Origin of the sequence: Psychrobacter glacincola, from assembly GCF_904846215.1 — a bacterium.
Lineage (GTDB): Bacteria > Pseudomonadota > Gammaproteobacteria > Pseudomonadales > Moraxellaceae > Psychrobacter > Psychrobacter glacincola.
In genome coordinates this window covers 77,096-100,709 of record NZ_CAJGZK010000009.1, presented here as the reverse complement: position 1 = coordinate 100,709, position 23,614 = coordinate 77,096, and the positions used below count along the sequence as shown (strand labels likewise).

The window sequence follows — 23,614 nt, the reverse complement described above, 5'->3', positions numbered from 1 at the left end:
GAAAAATTCACTATTAAATCATTAATAGTGAATTTTTAGTTAGCATTATTATTAACCTAATTCTGAGTACTTCTAAGCGATCATATTTTGAGTAATCAAAGCCAGTGATAATAAAGCCAATGATAATAAAGCCAGTAACGATTAAAACTATGCTTTGGTAGGTTTAGTCGAACGGCTAAAACCTTGACGCTTCAACTCTAACTTAGCAATCATGGTTTTGTGCACTTCATCAGGACCATCGGCTAAGCGTAATGCTCGGGCTTGAGCAAAGAAGCTTGGCAACATCGTATCTTGGCAAACGCCCATACCGCCATGAATCTGAATCGCCATATCGACCACTTCTTGTAGCACGGTTGGCGCGACCACTTTAATGGCAGAGATTTCAGTCAATGCTGCTTTAGTGCCTTGCGCGTCCATTTTTTGCGCAGCATATAAAGTCAGCAAGCGTGCTTGATCAATCTTAATACGTGCCTCAGCGATACGCTCAAAGTTACCGCCCAGTTGTAGCAACGGCTTACCAAAAGCGCTACGCTCCATGCCACGTTTGACCGCCAGCTCTAAAGACTTCTCAGCAGCACCAATACAGCGCATGCAATGATGAATACGACCTGGCCCTAAGCGACCTTGCGCAATCTCAAAGCCCATACCTGGTCCACCGATAAAGTGACTGACTGGCACACGTACATTATCAAAGCTAACTTCGCCATGCCCGTGCGGCGCATCATAATCACCAAATACTTTGAGCATACGCTCGATATTGACGCCCGCTGTTTTTGCTGGAACTAATACCATCGAATGCTGGTGATGACGGTCTTTAGTTTCATCAGGGGTATATGCCATGACAATCAAAATATCGACCGCAGGGTCGCCAAGACCAGATGACCACCATTTACTACCATTGATAATAATCTCATCACTATCGACAACAGCTGTGGCTTGCATATTGGTTGCATCACTGGATGCAACATCTGGTTCAGTCATACAAAACACCGAACGCGTTTTACCTTCCAAGATTGGCGTGAGCCACTTGTCTTGCTGCTCTTGTGTGCCATAGCGCCATAACAGCTCCATATTGCCGCTATCAGGGGCATTGCAGTTAAAGACATAAGGCGCCAGTAAACTGCGACCAGTCAGCTCTGCAATCGGTGCATAATCAGTGACCGAAAGCCCAGCACCTAGCGTATCATCCGGAAGAAACAGATTCCATAAACCGGCTTCACGCGCTTGCTTACGTAAGCTTTCGTACTTTTCTGGCCACTGCCAATTTTTCCAATTACCATCAGGGTTTTGCTGATGACAATCTGCCCAAAACTGCGCTTCGATCGGCTCAATATGGGTTTCGATAAATGCTTTGACTTGGGCATGCATGGCTTGACCATGTTCTGTTGCCGTAAACATCAATGTATTGTTAGACATAGCTGACATCCTTTTCTTTATTGACTATTTTCATCAAGCTTTGATTAAAAACTTAATGACATTTTTGTAGTGTACGTACGTAGACTATTTTCTGTGTCCACCATTTATAACACAGCGATTATTTTTAAACAGCAAAAAGGCGCGACCCGCTAGGACACGCCCTTTACAAAACACAAACAATGTATAAATTACAGTCAAAACCCTAAAGTATTTCTCTCTAATAGCACTATGGTTTTTGTAGTTACTATTTTATAGTTACTATAATGCAATCACTTTAAAATAGTTACTTTCAGACAATTACTTTAAGACAGTTACTTTAAGATAACCTCTTTAAAGGACTGACCTAGAAAGCTACTTTAAAATATTTAAACGACTGTTGAAATCAAAACGTGCCAAGGCATCTGGTAATTTATCAATTGCCATGCTAAGTGTTGCTTCTGCCGCTTGTGACAGACCTAACTTTTCTGCAATTGTTGGCTTTTGGCGTGAATGCAGTGCATACACTTCATTGTCTTTCATACGCTCCAACAGATAACTGTCTGATGTTTGTAATTTGTCCACCAAGTTCAAATGCAGCGCATCTTCACCATACCAATGCTCGCCTGTCGCGACTTTATCCACATCCAGCATACCGCGATAACGATTGACAAAGTGCTTAAACAACTCGTGCGTTTGCTCTAGCTCTTCTTGATATTTGGCACGATCTTCGTCGTCATTTTCACCAAATACGGTCACAGTACGTTTGTAGTCACCAGCGGTGAACATCTCATAATCGACATCATGATTTTTGAGCCATTTATGGAAATTGGGCAATTGTGATACCACCCCAATTGAACCGATAATGGCAAATGGTGCCGCCACAATATTATCCGCCACACAAGCCATCATATAGCCGCCACTGGCTGCGACTTTATCGACACAGACGGTTAATCTAAGACCAGCATCTTTTAAACGTGCCAACTGCGCCGCTGCCAGTCCATAGCTATGGACCAAACCGCCGCCTGATTCCAGACGTACCACAACTTCATCGCCTTTATTCGCCGTACTAATAAGCGTGCTAATCTCTTCACGCAGATTTTTGACAGCAGTTGCTTTGATATCGCCATCAAAGTCGAGTACAAAAACTTGTTGCGTGCTATCGCTAGGTTTTTTCTTATTTTTGCTTTTCGTTTTTAGGGCTTGCTTGGCTTTTTTAGCCAGCGTTTTTCTGAATTGTTTTAGGGCAGCTTTACCTTGGGTCGCTTCCATCAGATCTTCACGGCGTTGCTCTTGGTTTTTATTCAGATGGATAACTCTTAGCTCAACAGGGTTTTTAGAGGGATAAAAAAGCATGAATACAATTCCTTAAATGATTAAGACAGTCTTGGTATGATTTTATAAGTTAGGATGATATGTGCACGCTCGCTTAACTTTTCAAGCAAAGGAACAATATTTAACCTAATGCAATTGTTACGGCATAAATACGGCTTATGCTCATCTTCACTGAGCTTTGATTGGACTGATTCAGTTGTATAACAAAGGCAGATTAGGCATAATATGCCTTTACATCAAATTTTCTGTAGCCAACGTGAGGACTATTTGTCTTAATCGCGTTGTTTGCGCTTCTTTTAGCGAATAACTGATTTGGCTAAAAGAAGCGCAACGATGGCTGCATTATTGTATTTCGAATTGGGCTGACAACTGGATAACCTTATTATGACGCAAAGCATTATGACGCATAGCGAATACCGAGACGAATATTGCGGAGCCGTAACCGAAAGCTTCATTGAGCAAACCATTAGTGTCGTAGGCTGGGTACATCGTCGTCGCGATCACGGTGGCGTGATTTTCTTAGACATGCGTGACCGCGCTGGTATCTTGCAGGTCGTTGTCGATCCTGATACGCCAGAAGCCTTTGCTACTGCTGATGCCGTACGTCCTGAATATGTACTAAAAATCACCGGTCGCGTCCGTCAACGCTACGCGGGCACTGAAAACAATAATATGACCAGTGGTCAGATTGAGCTGTTGGCTAAAGAAATAGAAGTGCTGGCAAAGTCTGAAACGCCGCCGTTCCCATTAAATGATGAGAAAAGCACAGTATCAGAAGATCTGCGTCTCAAATATCGCTACCTTGATATGCGCCGTCCACAAATGCAAGATCGCATGGTTTTCCGCGCCAAAGCCACCTCAGCGATTCGTCGTTATTTAGATGACCATGGCTTTTTAGACGTAGAAACCCCTATCTTGACTCGTGCAACGCCAGAAGGCGCGCGTGATTATCTGGTGCCTTCTCGTACACGTCCGGGTAACTTCTTTGCCTTGCCACAGTCGCCACAACTATTTAAGCAATTATTGATGGTGGCAGGTTTCGATCGCTATTATCAAATCGCTAAATGCTTCCGTGATGAAGACTTACGTGCTGATCGTCAGCCTGAATTTACCCAAGTCGATATTGAGACTTCTTTCTTAAATGAAGAAGAAATCATGAATATCAACGAAGGTCTGATTAAGCATGTATTCAAAAGCATGATGGACGTTGAATTTGAACAATTCCCGCGTATGACTTATGCCGAAGCGATGCGTGATTATGCGTCAGATAAGCCTGATTTACGTATTCCATTAAAATTGGTCGACGTTGCAGACTTGATGAAAGACGTTGATTTTAAAGTATTCGCCGGTCCTGCCAACGATCCTAAAGGTCGCGTTGCTGCCCTACGCATACCAGGCGGCGCCTCATTAAGCCGTAAGCAAATTGATGCGTATACTAAGTTCGTTGGTATCTATGGTGCGCGCGGCTTGGCTTACATCAAAGTCAATGACGCAGCTAACATCAATAACGGCGTGAATAAAGAATCTGGTCTACAGTCTCCTATTATCAAGAATATGACTGATGATGTGTTGGTCAGCTTAATTGAGCGTACTGGGGCAGAAAGCAACGATATTATTTTCTTTGGTGCGGATAAAGCCAGTGTGGTCAATGATGCCATCGGCGCACTACGTCAAAAGATTGGTTTAGATTTAGAAATGACCACTTGTGAGTGGGCACCACTTTGGGTAACTGACTTCCCGATGTTTGAAGAAACTGAAGATGGTCGCTGGACCTCAATGCACCATCCGTTTACTAAGCCAAAAGGCTCAGTCGATGAGCTGAAAAACAACCCAGAATCTGCTCTATCTATTGCTTACGACATGGTATTAAATGGCACTGAAGTGGGCGGTGGTAGCTTACGTATCAATACGCTTGAGATGCAAACAGCCGTATTTGAAGCATTGGGTATTGATGATCAGGAAGCAGAAAACAAATTTGGCTTCTTGCTTGACGCGTTAAAATTTGGCGCGCCGCCGCATGGTGGTTTAGCCTTTGGTTTGGATCGCTTAATCATGCTTATGGTAGGCGCAAGCTCTATCCGTGACGTGATTGCCTTCCCAAAAACCAAAACTGCTGAATGTCCATTGACGCAAGCACCGGCTGAGGTAAATACCAAGCAGCTACGTGAGCTTGGTATCCGTGTCCGCGAAAAAGTACAAGCTGACACCAGTAAGTCTGCTGAATAAATAGTCTGATCATGCGACGCTATTTTTTACAGTGCCTGTTACCTGATTCATCTCCATGTGAATGGTTATGAATCCGTATCATATTTTTAAATTCGTGCCACTGTCTGTCTTGCAGATGCTGGCACGTTTTGTTGCGTGGATAATCTTAAGGATGCCAAGCGCTAGTATTATGCGCACGGTTAAAATCAACATGGCACTGATTGCGCCTAGGTTATCTCACCTGCAAAAACAAGCGTTAACCAAAGAGATTATCTATCATCAATGCTTAACCAGTATTGAGTCGATAAAAAGCTGGGCGATGCCACCTGATTGGAGTATTGCTCAAATTTGTGACGTCCATAATAAAGACATTTTGCTTGATGGACTTGCTAGTCCTAACGGCATGCTCGCAATCGTACCGCATTTGGGTACGTGGGAGATGATGAATGCTTGGCTCAATCAATTTGGCTCGCCAACCATCATGTATAAACCTGTCAAAAGTATGATGGCCAATGATTTTATATTGCAAGGTCGTGCCCGCCTCAATGCGACATTAGTACCGACGGATGGTAGCGGTGTAAAGGCGATATTTAAAACCCTAAAACAAGGGGGTTTTAGCATTGTACTGCCTGACCATGTCCCCGATCCATCAGGCGGTGTCGTCGTACCTTTTTTTGGCATTGAAACGTTGACCAGTACCCTCGCCTCCAAACTTGCTAGCAAAACAAAATGTGCATTGGTCGGATTGGCATGTATTCGCCGCGACGACGGGCATGGCTTTGATATTTATTGCTATAAACTCGATGACCCAGCCTTATATGATCGCAATGCTGAAACGGCCGCTTATGCGCTCAATCTAGCAATGCAACGTATGATCGAAGATAACTATAGTCATTACATGTGGGGTTATCGACGCTTTAAGCTTATCCCTACGATAAATAACCCTTATAGCGTTGATGACGCTGATTTAGCAGCATTGATTCGTACCTATCACGCTAGTGTCGATAGTAAGTAAAATCGCTACAGTGAGATTCGTACGCTACTGATAGACTCGCAATTCTATTATTCTTTATCAATTTTTAAGAGTTAGTCCCTTATTTATATAAATATGAGTGTACTATGGCAACTGACGTGAATCAAAATTTACCAACCAAGCAAACGCAAACAGACAGTGAAAATTCTGATCAGCGTTATATCATTTGTATGAAATGGGGTAATAAATATGGTGCTGAATATGTCAACCGCCTCTATAACATGGTGCGTCGTAATCTGACTTTAGATTTTCAGATGGTCTGCTTAACCGATGACAGTACTGGTATTGACCCTGCTGTTATCTGCCACCCTATCCCTGAGCTCAATCTACCTGCAGGACCTGAGCGTGGCTGGAAAAAGCTCACGACCTTTAAGCCTGAGCTTTATGATCTCAAAGGCGTGGCGTTATTTTTAGATATTGATATCGTGATCGTTGACAATATCGATGGCTTTTTTACTTATGAAGCTGAGCATGAAGACAGTGTCGTCATCATTCGTGACTGGAAAAAACCGTGGCGTATGATTGGCAATAGCTCGGTATACCGCTTCAATATCGGTATGAATACTTATCCTGATTTGCTGGCAAACTTTGAACGAAACTTTGAAACGATTCGTACTCAAGTGCGTCACGAGCAAGCATATTTATCGAATTACTTGCGTGAGTATCATCACTTAGAGTATTGGGATAAAACGTGGTGCGTTAGCTTCAAATACCAATGTATCGCGCCCATTCCCTTTAATCTAGTGCGCACGCCTACTTTGCCAGAGGGTGCAAAAATCGTTATCTTTCATGGTGAGATTAATCCGCCAGACGCGATAGCAGGGGGTGGCGGTAAATGGTATCGTCATGTCAAACCAAGCCCTTGGCTCAAAGAATATTGGGTATAATTTAGTTATCAAACCATCATTACTTTAAAATATCTGGAGTTGAAATTGGGATTACCTCCTATGATTGAGTTTGAGGTTGGTAATCAGCCTTTCTCTATTTACGCATTTGACGCGCAAGAAATCCAACAAAACCTTGACCGGCAAGCGGTGAATGTCATTGCTTCGGGTCCCTCCATTGCTGACGTAGATTTTACAGCTTTATTAGATACAGCCACGATTTTTATTAACGGTAGTATTAGTCTCACGGCTCAGCATACATTTACCAATGTCGTCGGTTATGTCATTAGTGATGCACGTTTTATCTTCCATCAGCCCGATATATTAAATAAATACTATACCGGTCAGCCTCTATATGCCACCTTGGCGGTATTAGAAGCATTGGTCAGTGCCCATCCTGAAATCATAAAAAAATATCATCATAAGATGCGTATTATCTATCCTGTCGACAGACCATGGGGCGTTAAAGGAAATAATTCAGAATTTAGTCACTTACTATTAAAAGAAGACTCACAATACCAAGCGCTCAATAGAAAAACACCGCTATTAGCATTTGCTCCACATCCTAAATTCGTTATCGAGAGCCATCATCAGCCAGCACCTATTGGACTTTCTTTAGATATCACTCACGGCTTTGTAGAAGCTGGAACAGTAGCTTATGTAGCCACGCAACTGGCGTTCTCTCGTGATGCAGGCACTTTGCACTTATACGGTATTGATTTGCTCAATAATGACAAGCCACGGTTTTATGAAAACAATGAACGTAGTGCACCCACTACTCTGAACAATGTCATGACTAATACCATTGTGCCCTCGTTTAATTTATTGGCTAAAACCTATCAGCAGCTTGGCGTGAATATTGTCAACCACTCTCCGATTTCTCAATCACTGTTTAACTTTAACTAACATCCTTATCCATACTGTTTTTTCTTAATTTTTTCACTAACTATCGTTTACTAGTTTTTTTGTTAATAACATAAAATCTAAATACTGCTGTGCAATCTGTGTTGGTAATAGCTGCTGGTTTAACGGCGTTATAAACGGTTCAGTATTATCCAGCGCCTTATTTATAAGGGCTGCCAAGCCTTGGATATCACCGACGGCAATTAGGTTTTTCTGAGGTAACAACTCTTTTGGACCAAAGGGGCAATCCGTACTAATCACCGGCACGCCCAACGCTTGTGCCTCGACAATAACATAACCAAAACCCTCATACTTAGATGTCATGACGAGCAGTGCAGCGTTAGCAATTAACGGATAAGGATTGGCATAAAAGCCGACAAAGTACACTTTATGCTCAATTCTTAACTCAATCGCCAACTGTTTTATTTCATCTTCAAGTCGACCTTTACCGACCAAAACTAATGGTAACTTGCGCTCTGTTTTGGCATACGCTTGCAATAACTCGCGATGACCTTTCATGGCGTCAAAGGAAGCAACATGAATGATATAACCTTTATCATTCAAGCCAAACCTTTGAATAGAAAAAGGCTCATTGGCTAACTGTTGAATTTGACTGACATCGCATGGATTATAAATCGTCGTCGTCTTATTCACATTGCCTATTAATGCCAATAAATCCTGTCGTGCACCATCACTGACACAGCTACACGGATGAGCGCCATAGACCATTTTTAAATGAGCCATGGTTTGAGCAGGCATGGTTGCTAGCTTTTCTTGAAACTGTCTGGACACTGCCGTATGCAATACGTTAACTATATTTGGTAGATTGCTATAAGCCATAATCCAATTAACCTTGTAAATGTTAGCTAAGATTAATTCAGGCGCTCCTACATGACTCAGCACATAATCATCAATACGGGCGGCAACCTTTTTATAAGCAGCGGCTTGCTCAATTTCTGTCTCAAGTAAAGGCTGATTATAAGCCACGACGTGATAATGTACGCGAGAATCTAGGCGCATATCCCTGGTACTCTCTAGACAGAGAACATGAACGCTATACTCTATCTCTAGGTAAGCTGCTGCCAAGGTAGTGACCATACGTTCCGCACCGCGCCCTTCAAGTGCTTTTAATATCAGTAAAATAATGGGTTTGTTCATAGATTTTTTAATGTTGTTTTGTAAATCTAGTGACTATATGCAGGTGTAAATTTATGATACTGAATAATTTATTAGTGAAGAAGCACTTAGTAAATTATTAAATCTACTGTTAACAGTGGCAAAGAGTCTAGTTATGTTAAACAAGACTCTTTGCTACATGTTACGGGCAATAATAATAGACCTCTTGCAAAAGTCATAGATTGAGCTCGAAATTAACCAACCCTGCGAACAGCTTTATTCTCAAATCATAACGCTGACCACGATTGCGGTAACGTTCAGCAACGATTTTGAACAGCTTAACCAGATCTATTTTGTGCTCAACCACAATACGACACTTGGCTAAATACTAATTCACTTGTTTACAGCAGTCTAATAACTCACTGCCTTTTGGTTTTTTAAAAGGTATAGAGGTTTGATCATGAAGCTTGGCGATACCTTGATAGCCACTGTCTGCTTGGTAGCTGGCATTTACAGGTAGCCAGCCAGGACAGGTTTTTTTATAAAGCTTAAAGTCATGCACAGACCCTTTGGTCGTTTGTACGTCGAGTATCAGACCCGTCTGCCAATGCACGATAACTTGCACTTTTAAGGTGGGTTGTTTTCTTTTTCCGCTGTAGTAGTCGCTTTGGTTTTTTTGGACGCTCAACTGGGGCTTCAATGGCATCGATGATGACCGCTGACCAGTTAATATCATCGACATTGCCTCGAGGCAGTTTTTTAGGTAAGTCAAACTGACCGGATTTAATAAGAACATATTCTACTTCATGGACGATATGACTGGCAGAAGATTCATAAATGCCAAAGTCAATACCAATATGATAAAGCGTTCGATATTCACACCAATAGGTCATTGCTAGCAGTATCTGCGCCTCTAAGCTCGCTTGGACGACCTGATTCGGTCTTGGCTGCTTCATATTTTTGCATAGCTTCTAACATGGCGTTAAAGGTGGTTGTATGAATACCAGTGTAGCGCTTAAACTGCGTCGTTTTGCGCAAGTAGTTTGTTTATATCGGGCATGACAATTATCTGATTGAAAGTGATGCGGTTATTCTAAATTATGAGGCTACTTTTGTAAGAGGTCTAATATCGAATATTTTTTAAGTGTACATTTCTTTCTTAAAGAAACCATAGTAAGTGAGATTACCAAAAAAATCTTTTTCTTTAAGCTCTTCATGTAAGCTAAGCTTATGTAAAGATGCATGTTTTACAATATATTGATAATTTTTTTCATTAAATTTTTTATTCATTTTAGTTTGTAATAAATGTGGCAGCGTATCATCTGCTACTGGAAAATTAAATTCAACTACGTTCATCGCTTTTAGTTCATTTGTCATTATTTGAAAGAAAAAGTAATGTGGAATAATCTCCTCATTTTCCCAAAAATATAGCAATAGATCTAGTAAAACAGAAGATAGCTCACTTTTTTTATGACCATAAATAATACTATTCAGATGTTTAACTTTGAACTCCTCTCGCCAGCTAAAATAAAAATGCTGGTCGCCTTTACCCCAGTGCTTATTTATAGAGTCAGAATCTCTTGAAAACATAAAAAACTCATAATCTTCGTACTCATTAGGAATTTCAGCCGTTAGCAGTATTGATGCATCTAACCATACCCCCCCGTAAACATTGATTAGAGCGAGTCTTAACACGTCAGAAAAAAACACAGCACGAAAATCAGGGTTAATCCTTTTTTCTTTTACAAACTCTGGTAACTCCAGATACTCATCTATATTGTCATCTGTGATACGTATAACTTCGTAGTCGCCTTTATATTTGTCTACAGAAGCAAAACAAAGTTTGGCAGTATCTTTAGCATTTTCTATTCCTTGGGCCCAGTACTGCCATATAATCTTTTTGTTTTGTAAGTCTTTCTTGGGGCGAATATCGTATTTTTTAATTTCGCCTTTGAAATAGGCATTTATGATACGGCGCCAATATATCGCTACTTCAGTTTGTATAGGAATTTCAGAATAACGAAACCCCCATTCTTTTCGTTTACTTCTAGGTACAAGACCATTATAAAATATCTTAAAAGGCTTCTTACTAACAACGTGAAATATTTTTTCCATTTTTATATTCCTGTTATTTTTAAAATATTTTTAATTTTTAATTTTTTAATACTAAGTATTATTTTTTTATGTAATGGCATATCTACAATTACATCTGAATAAAGATCGGAAAAATATTTATCGTATTTATCATAAGTATATTTTAATAGCTCTTTCTTGTTGTTCCTATCTATTTTTTCTAACAATCCTATATAACGCTTATAAACCTTATAAATTAAATAACTATAACCATCTTGACGATCAACTATTTTATAATTATCCAATCGATAAGTAAAAGCAGTCAAATAATCATCTACATATTTTTCATTAAGATTTTTTATAATAGATCCTTCACGTTCTCGGTATTTAATAACCGGTTTTTCAAGATAGCTATATTTAAAATCAATCAGTGAAACATCTGTTATGAATAAAATATCTTCAAAATTTAGACCTTCTTTAAATCTTATATCTTGTATAATTTTTCTTCTAAAAACTTTACTCCAAACGTGGTTGCTGTTATTTTTAATAATATTATCTAAAAAGCTATTTCTCTTATTGGTATAATTTTTATTAGCCTTGCCTATAAAAGCTTTTTTTCTTACCTCTTTTTTGCCTCGTAACGACACATAATCAGCACACAAAATATCCGAATTCAGTTTTTCTAACTGATGCATTACTGATGAATAAGCGTTTTCATACAGCAAATCGTCTGAATCAATGAACCATACATACTCCGTTTGAGCAATATCAAAGAGAGCATTACGCGTTGCTGACAAGCCTCTATTATGAGGTGCATTAAAAACTTCTATTTTAGGATGACTCTTATAGCGCTCTAAGATCATTGCACTATTGTCTGTAGCAGCATCATTCATAATTAAGATTGATGCTCTGGTATCGATTTGGGCAAGTATTGACTCTATACAATCCTCTACATACTCTTCTACATTATAAACAGGTATCAAAATACTAATCGTTATGTCTTCTTTTTTCATATTGAGTCCGTATTAGAAAACTATTTGATTACTAACTATTGGTTAATAAGTTCTGAAATAATTTATAATATGCTTGAGTTACTTGTTTTTTATCATAGTGACTTAGCGATTTTTTTCTGGCAGCTACTGCAAGTTTTTGATAGGCCAATGGTGCAGATAAAATGGTATCAATAATACTTGCTAGCTCTACAGCATCTCCAATGGGGAATAAGAAACCATCTTCACTATCTTCGATTAACTCTTCAACACCAACAGCTCGGCTCCCAACAACCACACAACCGCTTGCCATCGCTTCCAAGACAGCTAGGTTTAGCCCCTCAAACCTGCTAGACATCACAAAAACTTTATGTTGTAACAGTAGTTTATCGACCTCACTGCTGTACTCAATAAAATCCACTTGATTTTGTAATTCGTAACGTCTTACCAGTTCATGCACTTCTTTTTTATACCGCTTACGGCCACTACCTACTAGAGTAAGATTGGGTCTGATGCCTTTTTGTTTAAGCTGATCTAACGCTTTAATCAAAGTAACATGATCTTTACTTTTAGCATATCTACCTATCATAATTAGGTCTTGCGGCCTTTTATTTATAGGTAGCAGGTTTGAACCGCCAAATAGAGTGGTATCAATACCATTTGGAATGGTTTGAATAGGCGCTTTAAGACCCTGCTTAGATAAAACCTTCGCGACACCTTCTGAAACAGCAATAACTCTGTCTGTAGACTTACTTAGCTTACGTGTTTGATAAAGCTTCCACGGTGTATAACGTTCTTTAGAATTATGCTCTACCTGTATTAAATGAGGAACTTTAGCCAACAACCCAGCGTGCCTGCCTAAAAGATGCTCTGGAAACCCATGAGTGACTAGGATATCAGGTTGCCATTGATCGCATAATTTTTTCAGCTGATAGATAGTTGCAAGATGTGTTATACCGGTTATTACCTGATAATTTATTTTTTTGCGTTCTAGTTCTTCGAGTTTTTCGGTTGTGGTTGTTTTTTTACAGCGTAACACCAACAAGCTCTCATTCGCTTCGATTTGATTATGGGCAGCTATTAGATCCACAGCAACTTTGGTCGCCCCTGAAAAACCACCCGTTACAAAATGTAATACTCTCAATTATTTCACCGTTAACTTGATGTTTTTTATAGACCAGTAGTAACATTGCTGTTGACTATGGAGTTAATTTTTTAGACCTGTCTCTATTAGTAATCAGCCTCGTAAACGATTACAATGCGCGTGTTTAGCAAAGATTGCTCAGAGCAATAGCTGAAACAGAAACCACGCTTATGATACAACATTCATAATATATGTGCGAATTTATCCATATCACTCCATAACTCCAATTTTACTCAAGGCCACTTTAAAAACTGGTATCTATTTTTTATTCTGTTAAGCTTATGTTTTATCAAATGAGGTATATTAGAAATATTGCTCAGGTAAACCCTATTACCTTAATGAACCCTCTAAATATTCAAAAAAATGAAGCTTGTCTGGAACCTCCGATATCTATCAACTATTTAAAAAAAGAAAGTGGTGTCAAGAATTTTTTAGCCAGTTTGCAAGAAGACTCAATAAAATATGGATGTATACGAAGTTTAGATCTACTGGATTCGAACTCGTATCAAAAAGCCAGCAACGCTATGACTCAAAAACTTTCAGCACATCTGCCGTCATCTTTATTGTCAAATGTAAGGCCATAAAACCAGACTTAGATTAATAGACAAAGCACACCTTCAGTTCATATTAAAGCATACCTCGTCAGGCTTCTTGTATTCGTATTATAGTGGATTAATTACATCAAATTTTTGGACTCAATTTATGAAAATAGCAGTAGCAGGCACAGGCTACGTCGGCTTATCAAACGCCATGTTGCTTGCTCAGCACCATGAAGTCGTTGCTGTCGATGTTATTCCAGAAAAGATTGCCTTACTCAATTCTAAAAAGTCCCCTATCAAAGACAAGGATATTGAGGATTTCTTATTGAACAAAGAACTTAACTTCACAGCAACGCTAGAGGCTAAAGCTGCTTATGAAAGCGCTGATTTTGTCATTATCGCAACCCCTACCGATTACGATTCAAAAACCAACTACTTTAATACTGAAAGTGTAGAAAACGTTATTGAACAAGTACTCTCAGTGAATCAGAAAGCCGTGATAATTATAAAATCAACGGTGCCCGTTGGATATACTGTGGAAATCAGGAAACAGTACTCAACTGATAATATTATTTTTTCTCCTGAGTTTCTACGGGAAGGCAAAGCGTTATATGACAATCTCTATCCTTCGAGAATAATAGTAGGTGAGCAGTCCGAACGCGCTCAATTATTTGCGGATTTATTACTTGAAGGCGCTATAAAAAAGGATGTCCCTCAGCTTTTTACAGATCCTACAGAAGCCGAAGCCATTAAATTATTCTCAAATACCTATCTAGCGATGCGGGTGGCGTATTTTAATGAGCTAGATACTTATGCGCAGACATTTGGACTCAAAACCAAACAAATCATTGAAGGTGTTGGTTTAGATCCGCGTATCGGTACTCATTATAACAACCCATCATTTGGCTATGGGGGCTACTGCTTACCTAAAGATACCAAACAACTGCTAGCAAATTATGATGAGGTACCAAGCAACCTTATTAGAGCCATTGTCGATTCTAACAGAACTCGTAAAGACTTTATTGCTGATAAAATCATCGAAAGAAAACCAAAAATAGTGGGTATGCATCGACTGGTTATGAAAAATGGTTCAGATAACTTTAGAGCCTCTGCTATCCAAGGCATCATGAAGCGTATCAAAGCAAAAGGTATTGAGGTTATTGTCTATGAACCTGCGCTAAAAGAAGATGAGTTTTTTAACTCACGTGTGATTCAAGATCTAGAAGTATTTAAATCAATGAGTGATGTTATCGTAGCCAACCGTTTGTCTGTCGATATACAAGACGTCTCTCATAAAGTGTTTACTCGAGACTTATTTGGAAGCGATTAATGAATATTCAGTGGTGTATATAAAAGGATACTGGCACTAGACATAGCCACAAGTGATATAAAAGAACACCAGATTGAACGTCTTAAAGTGATTGTCGAGTTTCTTAGAAAAAATACAGGTCTTTCTAAAATCTCGTTTCAATCGGTGTCTTAAATGGCAGTTAATGCCTTCAATACCAAAGGTATACCTTTCACCAATCTGTTTAGAGTCTGCTTTAAATGCAGTTTTAAAGCTATTCTAGTGATCCATGCTGATTGAGCCATAGCAAACCTTGAGATTTTTAAGTTGAACTCGCAGCTTTTTAGGGGTTCTTAAGTCACACTTTCCCCAAGCATGGGCGACAATCTCATTGGTAGTTTTGCTTACCATAACTTTTTATACCATTCTTCTTCAAACTGGAACTGCGACAGTCGGGGCAATTAATATTCATTTGTGTCTTCATAACCTCAAATATATCGTCTTGCTGCGGCTGTCATCCTTTCTTTACTTACTAAACATACTTTTTGAAATACCGCCGCTTAGCTATATATTTATATTTATTCCTTCCAGTATTTTTCTACCCAGTTTACTGGCAAGATAAAATGACGCAAATGACGTAGTGGACTTTTTAAGTTTTTGGGTTCTTTTATTTTTTTTAAGTGATCTTTTATATTATCAGCGGCGTTAGGGTGGTATCGTCCACTAATGGCATCAGTCGGATTCAAATCACCAGGAAATATAATGATACTTGCTCCTTTAGGGATTTTTGGCGTTTTGAAATAATTGAGTGGAAATGGTTGACGGCATTTGCGCCTAAAGTGTGCTACCCATGCCTTTGGAAAGAGCTTTACGCCACCTGGGGCATTACGAGTGACGAAGCGTTGCTCAAAACGGTACTTATCAGCGATACCTTGTGGATCTGCCTTAAATTTTTCTTGTAGCGAGGTCAATGATCCTACCTGAAATCTAAAGCATGAGGTCTGCCCCAGACGCTCTAAGGGATTGCTGGGATTGTAAGACAAAACAGTATCATCCGGCTTGCCATATTCAAAGAAAGGGTCAAGGCTGTCTACCACGATCACATCCAAGTCTAGGAACAAGACGTTACCAGTCAAATCTCCAAGCTTCTCGCCCCAAAGTCGTGACTTTGGCCATTTACCCATTGTGTTGGTTGGCATTGTAATGTCTAAAGGTGGCAGTTCTTGACACTCAATCTCTGAACGTACGTCTGTTGTATCATCGGTAAAACAGACAAAACGAAACGGAGGGGTAATATTGCGAGAGACCATACCGTACAGTTTATTGGCATAATCAGCACCGTACTTAGCACCCCATTTGATACAAATAATTTGTTTGATATTTTCGTTGTCGGTTGTTTTAGAATCTATTGGCATTGGAACTGCTCACTTTAATCGTGTGGGTAAATAATATGACGAATATATTAGCATAAAAAAAGCTGAACGATTGCGTTCAGCCTCTTCAATCTGTTCAAATGACTCTGTTATTAATCAATAAAGCTTAACCAATCCATATACTGCTCATTACGACCATGAACCACATCAAAGTACAAGGTTTGCAGTTTTTCCGTCAAGGGTCCACGACCACCATTACCAATAGTACGGTCATCGTATTCACGAATAGGCGTGACTTCAGCAGCGGTGCCAGTCATAAATATTTCATCTGCTAAGTAAAACTCATCACGAGTAATACGGCGTTCAATGACTTTGATGCCCAAATCATCAGCAAATTGGATGATAGTACGACGCGTGATACCGTCAAGTGCCCCGCCGGCTAAGTCTGGCGTATGCAGCACGCCATCTTTTACTAAGAATAAGTTTTCGCCTGCGCCTTGGCAGACATAGCCTTGTGGATCCATCAAGATGGCTTCGTCATAGCCGTTACGGGTCACTTCTTGGTTCGCCATGATAGATACTGGATAGTTGCTTGAGGCTTTTGCCTTACACATGGTCACGTTTGGCAAGTGATGGGTGAATGACGACGTTTTTACACGAATGCCATTTTTGATACCTTCTTCACCAAGGTATGCGCCCCAATGCCACGCAGCTACCATGGCATTGATACTGTTATCGCGTGAAGACAGACCTAATTTTTCGGCACCGACCCAAATAAGCGGGCGAATATACGCTTCTGCTAGATTGTTTTGCTTGACCACATCTTTGTGTGCTTGCTCAAGTGTTGCTGCATCAAAAGGCACCTCCATCTGAAAAATCTTCGCCGAACCCAATAGACGCTCAGTATGTTCTTTTAGACGAAAAATTGCAGTACGGTTATCGGCTGTTTGATAAGCACGGACGCCTTCAAAGACTGCCATACCATAATGCAGGCTATGCGTAAGCACATGAACCTTGGCATCTGGCTGTTCAATCATCGTGCCATTCATCCAAAGCTTGCCTTCGTCTGTTGCCATATTCATTTAATAATCCTTATGTTAGCGCTGATGTCTAACTTTTTTGTTGAGTGTTAAGTGGATACTTTAATTAAAATTTTATGCGGATACTGAGCGCCTATTTTTCAGATCAAATTTTTCAAGTACAAATATAATGCGCAAATGATTATATCACCGGCACGCTAGGCAAATACAATATTTTAGTTTATCACTGCATGGCTTTTATTCATATACGAGCGAACGCAACCCGCCTCATCGTTTTAATAAGGTTATTCTGGCGATTCCACACCCATCAGATGCTGCCACTGCGCCTGTACCAGCGCGCGGGTTTGGGTCCAAAGCGACTCATCAACCAGCAGCGACTGCTCAGATAGCGCTAATTGATGCGTTGCGGCGCGGATGCGCAAATAAGCATCGGTCAAATCTTGACAAACCTCCGCCTGCCAAATACCTAGTATCGCCATTTCTTCAAAAATACGGACGTTATCACTCCATTGGGTCAATGTTGGATGCTCGTGCGAATACGCCAATACGGCAAATTGCGCCAAAAACTCGATATCAACAATGCCGCCAGCATCCTGCTTGAGATGAAACCTGCCTGCCTGCTGTTGCCATTGGCTGGTTCCTAGATGTTTTTGCATTTTAATGCGCATACTCGTCACTTCGATACGTACTTCCTCAATCGTGCGCGGTAACGCTAAGACCGTACGGCGAATATCACAAAATCGCGCTGTGACGCGTTTATCACCGCAGATAGCCCGTGCCCGTACCAGCGCTTGATGCTCCCATGACCAAGCTTTCTCCAGCTGATAGGTTTCAAACGCATGACAAGACACCACCATCATCCCAGCGTTGCCTGAGGGGCGCAGACGCATGTCCACCTCATAAGCACGGCCATCACGGGTTTGGGTATTCAGATAGGTCATGAGCTTTTGCGCCAAGCGTGCCGCAAATTTCATGCCACTGACCGAACTTTCACCCGTGGTCATGCCCTGCTCTTTTATTTTATGCAAAAACACCAAATCTAAATCTGATGAATAAGACAACTCAAGACCACCAAGCTTACCGTAGCCTATGATAGCAAAGCCGTAATCCGCTTCGGTAACCGGATCACCATCTTGACCAATAGGATACCCATAACGTTTAACAATTTCAGCAAAAGCACGCTCAAGCGCCGCTTCTAGCACCACCTCAGCAATATAGGTTAAAGAATCCGATACTTTCATGATTGGACGTTCAGCCAACACATCACTGGCGGCGACAGCCAATATTTGGTTCTTTTTAAATAACCGTAAGACACTAAGCAGCTTTTCTTCATCATTGGGCTCCACCCGCAATAACTGCTGACGCAAGATATCACGCAGCTCAAGCTTGTCTGGTAAATGCCGATAGCGCTGCTGTAAAAAAGTATCCAATAATACCGGATACTGTGCCAATTCTTTGGCAATCCAAGGACTAGCCGACAGCATCGGTATGAGCTCAACCGTGGCATTTGGATTTTCTGCAATCATAACCAAATAAATAGAACGACGACAAATCGCTTCAAGCAAGGCAATCAAGCGAGGCAACGCGGTGTTGGCCAATTGCTGTTGATCTTGATGTGCCAGTAGCGCATGCACTATCACCGGATACGCGTCATCTAAACGTTCACGCGCTTCATCACTTAAATTAGCAACCATTTTCGATTGCCAAAAATTTTGCAATTTAGTGTGGTTCTCTTGCGTCAACACGTCATTTAGACGGGCAACTTGCTCATCCAAATTAGCAGGTTCTAGCTCATCATCGTGAGTTGGTACTTGCCTTTCCGTAACCATACGCTCAAACGGCACATTGACATGACATCGATGATTATTGAGTGTATTTAGCAATCCATCCCAGTCTTCAAACCCAAGGGTGAGCGCAAGATTGTGCTGCCAATGCACATCATGAGGAAGGCGCTGAGTCTGTTGGTCATTAATCGCTTGAATACCATGCTCAAGCCGGCGTAAAAATCGATAAGCGCTTTGCAGTTCTTGATATATGGTCTGCTCTAAATACTTGAGCTCACACAGCGCTTGCATTGCTTTTAAACAAGACTTTACCTGTAGCTGTGGATGTCGTCCGCCATAAATCAGTTGGAAGGCTTGGACAATAAACTCAATATCTCGAATACCACCAGCGCCAAGCTTGATATTATCCAAATCTTCACGCTGCGCGACTTGATTTTGAATCAGAGACTTCATTTCTCTGAGTGCCGAAAAAGCGCTGTAATCGACGTAATAACGAAAAACAAACGGTTTGATCAGCGCTTGAATATCATCATAGAATGGCTGGTCTATGTGTCCAACCACGCGAGCTTTTAGCCAAGCAAATCGCTCCCATGCTCGCCCATGCTGAGAAAAATACTTCTGTAATGCTGACAGATGAATGGCCAAATCACTGCCATCACCCCATGGGCGCAGGCGCATATCCACCCGAAATACAAAACCATCAGCCGTATTGTTATCGAGCAGCTTGATAATACCTTGACCGAGGCGAGTCATAAAACGCTTATTATCAATACTGCGAGCGTCTTTGGCTTTATCGCCGTCGGTTTCACCGCGGGCCTGATGGATAAAAATAAGGTCGATATCACTCGATAAATTCAGCTCATGAGCGCCAAGCTTACCCATCGCCATAATCGCCATATCATCGACTTGCACATTGCCTTGAGCATTAATAAAGGTTGGCTGACCATATTTAGTCACCAGCTGCTGATAAGTATAGTCTTTCGCAAATAAAATACAGCCATCAGCGAATTCAGACAGCTCATCAGTCAATTGCTCTAGGGCAATCATGCCTAGTGCATCTTGCCAAATCCAGCGCATCATCATTAGCATACGCAAATTGCGCAAGCCACTCATGACTTTAGCTTCATGAGCGAGCTGGTAGTTTTCATCTAAGATATAATCTTGTATCAGGTCATCAATCTGTTGGCGTGTTAAGGTTGTCTCTAAAGGATAGCTGCGTAAAAACGTCTGACAGGCGCCCGTGCGACTTTGCCAAATTTGATAAGCAAACTCACTGGCCGTTTGTAGCACTTGCAGCTGTTCTGATGTGGGCTGATAGCCGTTACCATTGGGGGTGGTAGATAGCATAACGATAACAATTCCTTGCAGCATGGACCACTAAGACTACGTGAACTTTGCCCCTAAGTTCATTGTTTTTTTCTTACGGGACGGTCATAGTATCAAGCAGCTATCTTGCCCATGTCAATACTTGGTAAAAAACTGAGCGCGGCGGTGAGGGCTAAACCTATATATTGCTATAGGTTTTATGATACCTAAACTGTTATCTCAACTCAAATCAGAGTCACGCCCGTGACACCAAAAGGACCCTCAGAATGTATGAGGGTCTTTCTCAAATTGTTAGCGCTCAATCAATGCACAAGAAAGCATGCCCAACGTTACGGGTCAAGCAAGTTACCTTCTGTCGTAATCACCGTTTTATGAGAATACTCACTTCGTTCTGGACGCTCGATGACGCCTACTTTTTCGACGTAATCGATAAACGACTGAGTATAGAGCAGCTTGGTATCTTCTACCTTGGTTTTATCAGCAAAAATCGGACCCAGCGTCGTATAACCATCACGCCCTTCAGCAATATAATCATTGGTCACCATAGTATAGACTTGGTTTAGATCAATTGGCGACCAAATACCAGTTGTACGGTCACGTACCTCGACCGCTTTTACACGCCTGCCTTTGGCTTGCGTCATATCTAAATCCCAGCGTAAACCAGCAGCATAGGGATGCGATCCTGACGAACCTTCATTATCCTTATGATTGGCGATAGCATCTTCTAACGTGTCGATGACTTGTTTACCTGAGATATCCAGATTGACCAAAGTATTACCGAATGGCAGCAGCGTATAAGCGTCATTATAGCTTATGTCGCCAGCCTCGATAGTGGTGCGCACACCGCCTGCATTTTGTAAAGCGAAGTCTGCACGTAATGCACCATCTAAAAAGGCGCTGGCAACTATTTGTGCAATATCACTACCCCGAGCCGAACTTGCTGTATTTTCACACCCTGCAATGTCTTGCGCGCGCGTGGTGCCAGGCACACGCACCAAGCATAACGACTCCGCGGCACGTCCAAGATTTTTAGACAAATTATCATCTAGCAAATCAGTATAGCTGCGCAGTACTGCCGCAGATTTGGGATCTTCCATATAAGGAATGATTAAATCTTTACTGAGTAAGTCAGACTTACCTGCCAATAGTTTTTGTAATACAAGCTGATTTCCCTCATCACTTAGCGCGTGAAAGGCCGCAGTAGTTTCATCATACGTCTCAAATTTTTGTGACACAGGAATAACAGCCGACCCGCTACAATTTGTCACATCACCGTGTTTGTCGAAGCCAATGTCCATAAGCCCAATCGCCTTAGTGTATTCCCATGCTTGACCCACACAAACCGTCTTACCGTCCTTATTTTTTAGTACTGTCGGGTAGCTTCCTTGTGCACCAAAAGTGTCATCCGCCGTCTTGCCATAGCGGGTAAAATCACCCAGCAAGGTATGTGAGTCACCCCCAATAATGACATCGACACCTGAGAGCGTGGTGGCCAATTTCTTATCGTTTTCATAAGTATAATGCGTGAGCAATACAATATGCTCAATACCTTTATTTTTTAACTCATTGATGTAGTTTTGGGCAGTGGTTGTTTCATCCAAAAATTCTGTTGTAGACAAGGGCCGCGATGAATTTTGGGTTTTTCCTTTGATATCGATACCGATAATCCCAACCTGCACCCCCTCTTTTGTGGTCTTGATGGTATAAGGCTGAATATAGTCATCCACTTGGCTCATTGCCAATGGGGTACCAACTGCTGGCTTTACATTGGCGCTCAACACTGGCGTTTTGCACCCATCAGGGTTACCCTCTGTTCCGTGTAGTCTGTCTAAAAAACGCTTGAGCCCCTCATCGCTCTCGTCAAATTCATGATTACCTAAAGCAAAAGCATCAAAGCAGATCGTATTCATCATGTCTGCATCAGCCGCGCCTTTATAAAAACTAAAATAACGTGTGCCGGTAATGGCATCGCCTGCATGCAACTTTAAAAAGTTTTTATCACTATAAATGGACTCAAAATCATCAAAAGCCGTCTTTAGCCGGGCAAATCCACCGCGTTCAGCACGATAAGCAACCCCATCTAAAAAAAAACTTTGCTCACCTTCTGACTCTAGGTGAGAATGATGATCGTTAATATGAGCGATGGTAAGCGAGGTTGGGGCAAACGTGGATAAGCTGTCTGATGTATTGTTATCGTCGTCATTACAGCCAGCCACCAAAACCATAGCGGCAGAAATACCTGTCGCTAATACGGTTTTTGCAAAAAAATCATTCATCTCTTTATTCTCCAATTAATAGTCAATGACTGTCTCTTACTATTTCCTACCCTTAATAAACAACCGACACATTCAAAAACAGCAGGCTTTGGGCAATCAGCTGATGCAAATTGGTCATCCATAATGACAGCACGTAGCCGATGCCAGCACCCACCAAGACATCTGTTGGATAATGCAGACCAAGCACGATGCGAGACAATGCAACCAAGATGGCAAACGGCAACATAATCGGTAGCAGCTCTGGATAATAGCTGCCAAGCGTTGCCGTAAACAGTACCGCTTGTAACGTATGGCCTGATGGAAAACTAAAAACGTCCAATGGTCGCTCGCCCAGCACAATCACCTGATGCACTTGATAAGGCCTTGGGCGTACGGTTTTGAGCTTTAGTATTTTGTAAACGGCAAGGCCGGTTGCACTAAGCAGCATGGTCACCACCAGTGGTAGTATCGCTGAGGTGCCATGTGCAACCAAAGCAGTGAATAGCATCACATACCAAAACCACCCATCCCCTAATCGGCTGATACCTTTAAAAAAGGTGGCAATCATGTGATTTGTTGAATAACGATTGATGTGGATACATAAGCTGGTATCCCACACGATAAATTGGTTGAGGTAAATGGCCAACGTTGGGTTTTTAGGAAACAAAGCATTTGGCTTGATTGACGAATTGGTTTTCTTATTTGTTGATGGCTTGACACGATTACGTTTCATAGCTTATCCCCTCAAATCAGATCATGCCCGTTTATTCGTGAATACAACGGGCTTAGACAATGCATCTTGCGTTACCACTCCTGATTGCACACTGGTTATTAATCACTGGATTTATCGTTTGTTTGTGGATTTGGTCTCAATAATAGGTCTGTGACCAACTGCTGGCCTGTTAATTTGCTAGTTTATTATGCTGCTAGTCCAG

General features: G+C 41.2%; 20 protein-coding genes. 5 read left to right on the top strand and 15 right to left on the bottom strand.

The genetic code is table 11. From position 1 onward, the window contains the following. Nucleotides 1-147: 147 nt before the first annotated feature. Complete coding sequence (locus tag JMW90_RS07240) at nt 148-1,398, bottom strand: acyl-CoA dehydrogenase family protein (protein WP_227691895.1); 1,251 nt, start codon at nt 1,396-1,398, stop codon at nt 148-150. A 369-nt stretch (nt 1,399-1,767) separates the two neighbouring features. Continuing rightward, nucleotides 1,768-2,748 carry a protease SohB gene (gene sohB, locus JMW90_RS07235; protein WP_201562683.1) on the bottom strand — a complete coding sequence of 327 codons (981 nt, stop codon included), beginning with the start codon at nt 2,746-2,748 and terminating at the stop codon, nt 1,768-1,770. A 378-nt stretch (nt 2,749-3,126) separates the two neighbouring features. On the opposite strand from sohB, the gene aspS reads away from it, so the two are divergent. The 4 genes from aspS to JMW90_RS07215 all read left to right on the top strand — a co-directional run bounded on the left by aspS (nt 3,127) and on the right by JMW90_RS07215 (nt 7,755). Further along, entirely contained in the window at nt 3,127-4,953 is a 1,827-nt protein-coding gene (aspS, locus tag JMW90_RS07230; RefSeq protein WP_201562717.1) for an aspartate--tRNA ligase, read from the top strand. Between the two features lie 67 nt (nt 4,954-5,020). Continuing rightward, nucleotides 5,021-5,947, top strand: coding sequence for a lysophospholipid acyltransferase family protein (locus tag JMW90_RS07225; RefSeq protein ID WP_201562681.1), 927 nt, complete (start codon nt 5,021-5,023; stop codon nt 5,945-5,947). Between the two features lie 104 nt (nt 5,948-6,051). Beyond that, the gene (locus tag JMW90_RS07220; RefSeq protein ID WP_201562679.1) at nt 6,052-6,852 is read left to right on the top strand and encodes a glycosyltransferase; all 801 of its coding nucleotides are present in this window, start codon (nt 6,052-6,054) and stop codon (nt 6,850-6,852) included. 60 nt (nt 6,853-6,912) lie between these two features. Next, the gene (locus JMW90_RS07215; protein WP_201562677.1) at nt 6,913-7,755 is read left to right on the top strand and encodes a hypothetical protein; all 843 of its coding nucleotides are present in this window, start codon (nt 6,913-6,915) and stop codon (nt 7,753-7,755) included. A gap of 36 nt (nt 7,756-7,791) precedes the next feature. On the opposite strand, the gene JMW90_RS07210 is transcribed toward JMW90_RS07215, so the two are convergent. The 6 genes from JMW90_RS07210 to JMW90_RS07185 form a co-directional block, all read right to left on the bottom strand. Further along, nucleotides 7,792-8,910 carry a glycosyltransferase gene (locus tag JMW90_RS07210; protein WP_201562675.1) on the bottom strand — a complete coding sequence of 373 codons (1,119 nt, stop codon included), beginning with the start codon at nt 8,908-8,910 and terminating at the stop codon, nt 7,792-7,794. A gap of 346 nt (nt 8,911-9,256) precedes the next feature. Beyond that, complete coding sequence (locus JMW90_RS07205; RefSeq protein ID WP_227691894.1) at nt 9,257-9,493, bottom strand: transposase; 237 nt, start codon at nt 9,491-9,493, stop codon at nt 9,257-9,259. Next, the gene (locus JMW90_RS07200; RefSeq protein ID WP_201562673.1) at nt 9,423-9,824 is read right to left on the bottom strand and encodes a helix-turn-helix domain-containing protein; all 402 of its coding nucleotides are present in this window, start codon (nt 9,822-9,824) and stop codon (nt 9,423-9,425) included. The genes JMW90_RS07205 and JMW90_RS07200 overlap by 71 nt, the downstream gene beginning before the upstream one ends. A gap of 184 nt (nt 9,825-10,008) precedes the next feature. Next, on the bottom strand, nt 10,009-10,983 hold the full coding sequence (locus tag JMW90_RS07195) for a capsular polysaccharide synthesis protein (RefSeq protein ID WP_201562671.1): 975 nt from the start codon (nt 10,981-10,983) through the stop codon (nt 10,009-10,011). Nucleotides 10,984-10,985: 2 nt separating this feature from the next. Continuing rightward, the gene (locus JMW90_RS07190) at nt 10,986-11,954 is read right to left on the bottom strand and encodes a glycosyltransferase family 2 protein (protein WP_201562669.1); all 969 of its coding nucleotides are present in this window, start codon (nt 11,952-11,954) and stop codon (nt 10,986-10,988) included. Nucleotides 11,955-11,985: 31 nt separating this feature from the next. Further along, entirely contained in the window at nt 11,986-13,074 is a 1,089-nt protein-coding gene (locus tag JMW90_RS07185) for a glycosyltransferase family 4 protein (protein ID WP_201562667.1), read from the bottom strand. A 702-nt stretch (nt 13,075-13,776) separates the two neighbouring features. Between JMW90_RS07185 and JMW90_RS07180 the strand changes: the two genes are divergently transcribed. Then, entirely contained in the window at nt 13,777-14,943 is a 1,167-nt protein-coding gene (locus JMW90_RS07180) for a nucleotide sugar dehydrogenase (RefSeq protein WP_201562665.1), read from the top strand. A gap of 36 nt (nt 14,944-14,979) precedes the next feature. On the opposite strand, the gene JMW90_RS14065 is transcribed toward JMW90_RS07180, so the two are convergent. From JMW90_RS14065 to JMW90_RS07150, 7 genes are all read right to left on the bottom strand, one after another. Beyond that, the gene (locus JMW90_RS14065) at nt 14,980-15,117 is read right to left on the bottom strand and encodes a hypothetical protein (RefSeq protein WP_465269368.1); all 138 of its coding nucleotides are present in this window, start codon (nt 15,115-15,117) and stop codon (nt 14,980-14,982) included. A 172-nt stretch (nt 15,118-15,289) separates the two neighbouring features. After that, nucleotides 15,290-15,373 (bottom strand): transposase-like zinc-binding domain-containing protein, encoded by an 84-nt coding sequence (locus JMW90_RS14060; RefSeq protein WP_417715094.1) that lies wholly within the window; start codon nt 15,371-15,373, stop codon nt 15,290-15,292. 106 nt (nt 15,374-15,479) lie between these two features. Next, a complete protein-coding gene (locus JMW90_RS07170) occupies nt 15,480-16,316 on the bottom strand; it encodes a glycosyl transferase (protein WP_201562662.1) in 837 nt (278 codons plus the stop codon). Nucleotides 16,317-16,426: 110 nt separating this feature from the next. Beyond that, the gene (locus JMW90_RS07165; RefSeq protein WP_201562660.1) at nt 16,427-17,356 is read right to left on the bottom strand and encodes a branched-chain amino acid transaminase; all 930 of its coding nucleotides are present in this window, start codon (nt 17,354-17,356) and stop codon (nt 16,427-16,429) included. 242 nt (nt 17,357-17,598) lie between these two features. After that, nucleotides 17,599-20,445 (bottom strand): bifunctional [glutamate--ammonia ligase]-adenylyl-L-tyrosine phosphorylase/[glutamate--ammonia-ligase] adenylyltransferase, encoded by a 2,847-nt coding sequence (gene glnE, locus JMW90_RS07160; RefSeq protein ID WP_201562658.1) that lies wholly within the window; start codon nt 20,443-20,445, stop codon nt 17,599-17,601. Between the two features lie 308 nt (nt 20,446-20,753). Beyond that, nucleotides 20,754-22,700 carry a bifunctional metallophosphatase/5'-nucleotidase gene (locus tag JMW90_RS07155; RefSeq protein WP_201562656.1) on the bottom strand — a complete coding sequence of 649 codons (1,947 nt, stop codon included), beginning with the start codon at nt 22,698-22,700 and terminating at the stop codon, nt 20,754-20,756. 52 nt (nt 22,701-22,752) lie between these two features. Beyond that, a complete protein-coding gene (locus JMW90_RS07150; RefSeq protein WP_201562654.1) occupies nt 22,753-23,412 on the bottom strand; it encodes a phosphatase PAP2 family protein in 660 nt (219 codons plus the stop codon). Nucleotides 23,413-23,614 lie beyond the last annotated feature (202 nt).